We start from the raw sequence: 7,187 nt of genomic DNA, 5'->3' as shown, positions 1-7,187 counted from the left end.
GCAAAATAAACAAACCATGCTGATTAACGAACGACAGCTCAATATGATGAGCGCCGAAGACCGAAAGTTCTTGAAAGAACAGATGCATAAATTCTTTAATAATGAAGACATTGAAAGCATAGAGGGCTATGTTACGCCTACAAAATAATCAAAATTTACGTTTGTGATTTTTTTTTAGTTTTAGCTCTTGACTCATCGAAACGAAACAGGTTTAATACGCCCCCGTTGCAGACATACCGAGACGCAACAAGTTGTACCAGTGCAAGATCAAGCACTTTAAATAATTGATATGCCCGGTTAGCTCAGTCGGTAGAGCAGAGGATTGAAAATCCTCGTGTCCTTGGTTCGATTCCGAGACCGGGCACCATTATTCGAAGAACCCGATCATCGCAAGATGTTCGGGTTTTTTCTTGTCTGCGATTTAGCCCAACCGTAAAAATATCGGTTGAATTATCACTTTCTGAATCGACAAATTTTAACTAAACACTTTTCTGTTTCAATTCATCTATACATCACAGTTTTTTACGTCATACTAAGACAATGCAACATAATTCTGATGATTTTATAGCCCCAGCTTGCCACGAGCATATCCAAATTCTTTATCAAGATGAGCATTTATTACTCATTAACAAGCCAAGTAAATTGCTAAGTTTGTCAGGAAAGAACCCACTCAATATTGACTCAGTTCATTACCGGCTCGTTAAAGACTTCCCAAACGCTAGGCTGACTCACCGGCTCGACTTCGGTACTTCAGGTATTATGCTGATATCACTTAGCAAAAGCGTTAATGCTCATATTGGAAAACAGTTTCAGGCAAGGTCGATAAAAAAGTCATATTGCGCGATATTAGAAGGCACACTCGAAAAAGATGAAGGTACGATTAGCTTTCCAATCGCAAAAGATGTGGCCAATTTTCCATTCCAGAAAATCTGCTACGAAACAGGTAAAGAGGCGATAACAAAATTTCAAGTTATTGAGCGCTACCTGAACCCTGACTTGACCAAGGTAACATTCACACCATTGACAGGACGAACCCATCAACTGCGAATTCATAGCCGCGAAATCTTACACCCTATTATTGGCTGTGACTTATATGCAACAGAGCGTAGTAAAGCAATGGCTGACCGCCTAATGCTACATGCAACAACATTGGAGTTTGTACACCCTATTTCAGGAAAACAAATAAAGGGCTTATGCCCCTCTCCATTTTAGCCGATACTAAACGCTGGAATGATATTCATTAACTCTACTCTTTCCCTTGAGTTAGTGCCGCTCCCCACAAGCAAAAAGTATGAGAAAAATCACTTTTCACTATTAAAAAAAATGAACATTCCCGTCTCACCCTCTAAGCTAGACCCTCATCAAAGCAAAGGAAAATTCTGTCCCGGTATTTAACTGAGATCTGACGCTAATGATACTGTCATGCAATTCAAGTATCTTCTGAACGATACTTAGACCAAGGCCAGCGCCGTCTTTCCTAAGCTCAGGATTTACTTCTGACGTAGACTGGTAGAAACGCTCAAAAACATAAGGGATATCTTCGGCAGCGATGCCACGGCCAGTATCAAAAACACCGACTTGAACGCCGCGTCCTTCTAACTTCAGTGACAAGGTAACTTCACCACTTTCTTTACTGTGAGAGATAGCATTATCAATCAGGTTCTGGAGCACCCTCTGCATAAGAGAAATATCGGCATTCACCAAAACATTCTCATCAGGCACTTTTGCGATCAATTCAAGCCCCTTTTCTTGCGCTCGTAATTCATAGTCTTGTCGCACATCGTAAACAAGCTCAGTCAAGGAGAATATCTCGTATTGTGGCTGAACCCTCCCCGCTTCTAGTTTAGATAATTCAAATAATTGACTAACTAAATCCCTTAAACGCTTGCTATGACGATGCGCCACTTCCAAATATTTTCTCTGCTTAGCAGAGTCTAGCGTCTCGGACTTGATAATGAGTGTTTCCAAATAGCCCTGCATGGCTGCCAATGGCGTTCTTAAGTCGTGAGAGACATTAGATATTAACTCCCTTCTTAAGCGATCACTTTCAGCGAGTTGATCAAACTGGCTTTGTATTCGTTGGCGCATAAGCGAAAAGGAACTCGATAAAACTTCAATTTCATCACTGTTACTCCTTAATTCCCAAGCATCACTTGTGCCTAGCTCAGCCTCACGATAAGTTCGAATTTCCTGAGCCAGCTTCCTCAGTGGGCTAGTAATTCGCTTGAAAGATAACAAAGCTGAGAAAACGAAGAATAGCGATATTGCGCACATCGCTCCTAAGACAATGCGAATGATATGGCTGCTTTGCAGTGATTCGGCTATCGAGGCAGACTCATGACTAGCGAGCACGATATACAGAAAGCCTTTCTGCTTACCCTGAAAGAAGACAGGCGCGGCAGAGAATATATTGAGTTTATCAGGCTCTCTTGGATTACTCCCCAAGACTGCCTCATTCCCCTCACCCTTTAGCCATGAGTCTATTGCCCGTACATTGACCTGACCTTTATCGATTGAGGCGTCGGGTAGCGCATGCCCTAATACTTGACCATTATTATCCAACAAATAAACTTCAACACTTGGATTGATCATCATGGTATTGATTGCGATCCCCTTAAGTGCCTTTTTATTGATATTAAGGCTGCCATTTTCTCGCTCTGCTTTGTCTAAAAACAAAGGCTCAGATAAATGATCCAGTATGTACGGTGCCAAGTCACGATGGAGCCGCTGGGTAACTTCTTGATGATATTTATCACTGCTCCATAGCGCTAAGACAAAGAACATCCCTGTCACAAAAATACCGATGATAGATATGGTGACAGCCAGCTTTGTATAAAACGGCAGCTTTCGTCTCATCGCACCCTTTTCAATGTTCTTACTCTCCAAAACGATAACCCACCCCCCAAATTGTATTAATATATACAGGGTTTGAAGAATCCGATTCCAGTTTTGATCGCAAGCGATTTATATGAGAGTTAACGGTATGCTCATAACCTTCGTGACCATAACCCCAAACCTTGTCAAGAAGCTCACTACGTTTAAAGACCTTTCCCACATGAGATGCAAAGAACCAAAGTAAATCGAATTCTTTCGCTGTTAGATCTAGCGTCTTTTCAGCTAATTTTGCTTTTCTAGAAGAGGAATCTAAAGAAAGGCTAAGATAGCTCAATACACTCGCTTCAGGTCTTGGTTTCTCACTCTGGGCAGACCGTCTAAGCAATGCTTTTACTCTTGCCTTTAGTTCGGCCACACTAAAAGGCTTAACTAAGTAATCATCAGCACCAATCTCTAGACCTAAGACTCTATCCAACTCAGTTGAACGGGAAGTCACCATCATCAGCGGCACATAAATTTGTGAGACTCGAAGCATTCTACATAGCTCCAAACCGTCTATGCCTGGCAGTTGTAAGTCTAAAATAATGGCGTTCCACTGCTCTGATCTCGCTCGCTGAAAACCCTCAACGCCATCACTAACAACTAAAATATCGGCGTTTAAGTCTCGAAGGTGAAGCGACATAAGGTCTGCGATATCGGGGTCATCTTCCACAATCAGAAAACGCTTTCTATCAAGGTCAGAAAGAACATCAACCGCTTGTAAACTTTTACTCTCCATATGAAGGTTCATACTCTGCTCCCTAGCATTCATCATAAGCCTGTTTGAGACCATAAAAACGAGGAGCAGAGCTGAGGCTACTAAGCTTAAGAATAACAACATTCAAAAGCCCTCAAACAACGTGCGCTAACGAATACGTTCCACGCGAACACCCACAGCCGGGTTATCCCAACGGTGAACCTCACCTAAGGTTGAGCTTGATAAACCGTCGTCCTGAGTCACAACACCTGGGTGCAGATATACTGCGTCCCGAACATCATCACGAGCAACATTGAACCCTTCACGATCGCCACCTTGTGCTGCAGGCCCGGGAATTGTGTCTGCTGTCTCGGTGTTCGCTTCAGTGCCCGTATCATAGGTCAGCAATTCAAAACTCATACTCTCGTCAATCTCTAGTGCGCTAATTGCTTTACCGTTTAAAGCTGCAATAGCATCATTCGAGTTAACCAACATAGACACAACACTCAGTGATAAAGTTCCCAAGTATTTTTCAGAAGTTTGAACCTGAAACGACTCATACTCTCCTGGCGCTATAATTCCAGCACCAGACTCAGCAAGATAAACGTAAGAATCGTCAAGCGATGAGGATAAGAACAGGCTGTTGTCTCCCCCTTCAGCTAGTAACTCGAGTTCATCACTCGCCCTATGACCCGTCTGAAAACTCTTCCATTGGGAATCGTGCAATAAAACTGCAGCAGGCGATAAAGGCTGACCAGCCGTCAAGTTGCTCACTGTAACTTCAAACTCAAGCATGTCATCCTGCTTAGAGTCGTTATCAGAACACGCGGATAGAATTAGCGATGAGGCCAGCAGGGCTCCACTCATCAACTTCTTATTGATAGAAAAATAACCGTTCATAGCTCTGCCCTGTATTCGCTTACCGTTACAGTAATCTTGGCAATTGGGTTCAACCATCTGTGAGTAGTACTATCTAAATCTGAAACACCTCCATCAGCATCCAGATCCCCCAAAGCACCACGATGGATATGAACATAACCTTCAGCAGTGGCAACAATACCAGTACCATTTTCACCTAGGGTCGCTGCAACCAGCCCAGGAGCAGGAAAACCGGCCTCGCCTACCGCACCACTACCCACCACTTCGTCATTGGCTTCTGTACCTGCATCATAGGCTTTGGCATAGTATGTATAGGTTCCGGATTCACTGGGTATCTCGATTCCATTCAGAGCAATAAAGCCATCATTACTAGGCAAGATCATACCTACAACACTAAGCAGAACATTGCTTGTGCCATCGGTATTCAAGCTTGTAGAAGTCATTGATCCGGGTTCAAGAAGTCCCGAGGCAGGGTTATTGGATTGCACAGCGCCTAGCGCATCTAAACTGGCTTCAATTCCGCTTAAATCACCACCTTCTGCCATTGCCTGCAAATCATCTGATGCCACGCTTCCAAGTTCAAATAACGACGAACCTTCAGGGTGAGCTGTAACAGCCAAGGGCGTAAAGAATATTCCTCTGGTCAGGTTTTCGATAGTGACATCCACTTCTGCGGCTTGCACAAAAGGAGCACTAAAAGCTGGAAGTAAAAGCCCCAGCGCAATTTTTTTGATACTTGAGTGAGTTTTTTTCATGTCAGTTTCCTCCGGAAAACATTTATGTTGTTTTGGTGGAAACATTGTTACGCATAGGCTCAGCTACATTCCTCACGAAAGTATCACGAAAGAGTAATTAATTTATCGCTCAGCTTTTTTCTATAAACTTAACACTATGAAAGAATCACGATTGCACTATTGACCCCCTGTTAAGATGCGCCTATTATCCCTCGCGCTTGGAAGCCATCGATACTACTAAAACTACAACACGGACGTGAAAGCCAACCCTCTATGCGACCTTGCTAGAAACCTTGGCCACCATATACTCCGCGATACAATCCTTCAGCATCATACGTAATTTTCTAGGGACTATCAGCCTCCCACTGCATTCGCTCGCCTATAGGACGCCATATACATTTCCGGTACCTTACGAGCGAGTCGAGGCTGAACAATGACAGGAGAACGGATATGTCAACACTCAACAAAAAGATTGCAGCCCATCTTGAGGAGCAATTTCCCCCTGAGTTTGATGAGAAGTGGGTAAGTAAATTACTAACCGATAAAGAACCCAAAGTAAAAAAAAGAGTCACTAAACGAAAGACACCTGATCATGAAAAAGCTCTTCTAAAAGATATCGCACTGATCGAAGCCGAGATAAGAAAACAAAAGATAATCAGAAAAGCTAATTCAAGCAAAGCAGTAAAAGCAAGGAAGCCGGTTTCCAAACCTCCTCAAAAAACAAATGAACCTGAGTCCATGAGCGCTATCGAAAAGCAAAAAAAAGCACACATAAGTAAAAACCAAGCAGGCCTTGATTCAAACAATACACCGAACAAAAGAAATTCTCGCCGCCTTCTATCACGCCTTAAAAAACGTTAAATCAAGCTGACTCCTAAATTGATATATAAGCCCACTGAACTTAATTGGGCTTATATATCAATCAGCATATACGCCTATACAGCACCCTGCTTTCCGAAGAACTGCCCCACATTAGTTCAAGCCTCTTCCACCAAATTTATCGCGCCTCAAAACAAAGCTTGCGTCAAAAACAAAATTAGATCATTGTGCAATATATAGCACTTTAATTTTTTCATCAGTCAACAAAAGTGAACCAGAGCTCACATTACACTGTAAACAAAAATGTTACGAATTGTTAATCTCGGTACCCTAAAATGCTTCACGAAACTAAATTCCCACTCATAAAAGCTCATTTTGCCCGAAGATTAAAAGAACTAAGGAATGCCTACGGTCTAAAAAGAGGCACACCATTAAAGCAGCAAGAACTTGCTGAGGCGATTGGCGTTTCACGACGGGTCTATATCGATTGGGAGAACCCGACTAAAACAAATTCTGTTCCAACAGACATTAATAAGCTGATTGCTCTGTGTGAAATTCTAGATACCGACCTGATATACCTATGCACGGGGCTTTTTGATGGCCAAAAAGAGCGTAAGCATCAAGATAATTACGTAAACGTTTACTCTAGATACAGCCAAAACCCCGATTTCTACCTAATGGTGAACTTTTTAATGCGCTGGGATGATGAAGTACTTAAGAAAATGACAGCCTATTTTGAGAGTTTAACTGACTTCTATGAGGGGCAACCTTTGATAAAGTAGGGCTAAGAATAAGCCCTACATTAGGCGCTCTTACTGGACTTCGTTAATAGTTAGCCAATAAGCCAGAACACTTCTTAATTGACGGTTCCAATTGGTAACATCCAGATCCTGCCGCACGCAACTCCTTGCACCAATGCGGTAGGCCTCTTTGATTTCATTTTTTGAAAACCCTGCAGAAATCAAAACAATCGGCACAGAGTGAAAACGCGCCTGGTTCATCAGTGACTTGATCACATCAATACCTGTAAAGAACGGTAGCTTGTTATCTAAAATAACCAAATCTGGCGTGCGACTTCCAGGGTCACCCAGTACGTCAATCGCCTGCGCACCATTCTGCAGCATGCATAAATCAACTTCCTGCTCGTGCTGTTCGATAATCCTAGTGACCAAGAAACTCTCGTC

General features: G+C 42.7%; 9 protein-coding genes and 1 tRNA gene. 5 read left to right on the top strand and 5 right to left on the bottom strand.

The genetic code is table 11. The features are described 5' to 3' along the window. The first annotated feature begins 16 nt into the window (after positions 1–16). From A3761_RS25765 to A3761_RS12375, 3 genes are all read left to right on the top strand, one after another. On the top strand, positions 17–148 hold the full coding sequence (locus A3761_RS25765; protein WP_255374945.1) for a Fe(2+)-trafficking protein: 132 nt from the start codon (positions 17–19) through the stop codon (positions 146–148). Positions 149–291: 143 nt separating this feature from the next. Further along, positions 292–367: transfer RNA gene (locus tag A3761_RS12380), tRNA-Phe, on the top strand. Positions 368–540: 173 nt separating this feature from the next. After that, entirely contained in the window at positions 541–1,212 is a 672-nt protein-coding gene (locus A3761_RS12375) for a pseudouridine synthase (RefSeq protein ID WP_068739287.1), read from the top strand. A gap of 138 nt (positions 1,213–1,350) precedes the next feature. On the opposite strand, the gene A3761_RS12370 is transcribed toward A3761_RS12375, so the two are convergent. From A3761_RS12370 to A3761_RS12355, 4 genes are all read right to left on the bottom strand, one after another. Beyond that, positions 1,351–2,886 (bottom strand): cell wall metabolism sensor histidine kinase WalK, encoded by a 1,536-nt coding sequence (locus A3761_RS12370; protein ID WP_068739285.1) that lies wholly within the window; start codon positions 2,884–2,886, stop codon positions 1,351–1,353. Further along, on the bottom strand, positions 2,876–3,625 hold the full coding sequence (locus A3761_RS12365) for a response regulator transcription factor (protein ID WP_231872177.1): 750 nt from the start codon (positions 3,623–3,625) through the stop codon (positions 2,876–2,878). The genes A3761_RS12370 and A3761_RS12365 overlap by 11 nt, the downstream gene beginning before the upstream one ends. Positions 3,626–3,739: 114 nt before the next feature. Then, positions 3,740–4,471, bottom strand: coding sequence for a spondin domain-containing protein (locus A3761_RS12360; protein WP_197469834.1), 732 nt, complete (start codon positions 4,469–4,471; stop codon positions 3,740–3,742). Further along, positions 4,468–5,205, bottom strand: a complete 738-nt coding sequence (locus tag A3761_RS12355) for a spondin domain-containing protein (RefSeq protein ID WP_068511296.1) — start codon at positions 5,203–5,205, stop codon at positions 4,468–4,470. The genes A3761_RS12360 and A3761_RS12355 overlap by 4 nt, the downstream gene beginning before the upstream one ends. Before the next feature lie 429 nt (positions 5,206–5,634). On the opposite strand from A3761_RS12355, the gene A3761_RS12350 reads away from it, so the two are divergent. Beyond that, complete coding sequence (locus tag A3761_RS12350; RefSeq protein ID WP_068508864.1) at positions 5,635–6,045, top strand: hypothetical protein; 411 nt, start codon at positions 5,635–5,637, stop codon at positions 6,043–6,045. Positions 6,046–6,338: 293 nt separating this feature from the next. Continuing rightward, positions 6,339–6,785 (top strand): helix-turn-helix domain-containing protein, encoded by a 447-nt coding sequence (locus A3761_RS12345; RefSeq protein ID WP_068511297.1) that lies wholly within the window; start codon positions 6,339–6,341, stop codon positions 6,783–6,785. Between the two features lie 30 nt (positions 6,786–6,815). On the opposite strand, the gene A3761_RS12340 is transcribed toward A3761_RS12345, so the two are convergent. Beyond that, a partial coding sequence (locus tag A3761_RS12340; protein WP_068750286.1) for a response regulator occupies positions 6,816–7,187 on the bottom strand: 372 nt, incomplete at its 5' end.

It is taken from the genome of Oleiphilus sp. HI0123 (assembly GCF_001635315.1).
Note: the sequence above shows the minus strand (reverse complement) of the source record. Positions and strands in the feature narration are given on the sequence as shown.

What these genes read in the sequence shown, in the direction of transcription:
- A3761_RS25765 (WP_255374945.1), top strand. Translation starts at nt 17, where the DNA reads ATGCTGATTAACGAACGACAGCTCAATATGATGAGCGCCGAAGACCGA.
- A3761_RS12375 (WP_068739287.1), top strand. Translation starts at nt 541, where the DNA reads ATGCAACATAATTCTGATGATTTTATAGCCCCAGCTTGCCACGAGCAT.
- A3761_RS12365 (WP_231872177.1), bottom strand. Translation starts at nt 3,625, where the DNA reads ATGAACCTTCATATGGAGAGTAAAAGTTTACAAGCGGTTGATGTTCTT.
- A3761_RS12360 (WP_197469834.1), bottom strand. Translation starts at nt 4,471, where the DNA reads ATGAACGGTTATTTTTCTATCAATAAGAAGTTGATGAGTGGAGCCCTG.
- A3761_RS12355 (WP_068511296.1), bottom strand. Translation starts at nt 5,205, where the DNA reads ATGAAAAAAACTCACTCAAGTATCAAAAAAATTGCGCTGGGGCTTTTA.
- A3761_RS12350 (WP_068508864.1), top strand. Translation starts at nt 5,635, where the DNA reads ATGTCAACACTCAACAAAAAGATTGCAGCCCATCTTGAGGAGCAATTT.
- A3761_RS12345 (WP_068511297.1), top strand. Translation starts at nt 6,339, where the DNA reads ATGCTTCACGAAACTAAATTCCCACTCATAAAAGCTCATTTTGCCCGA.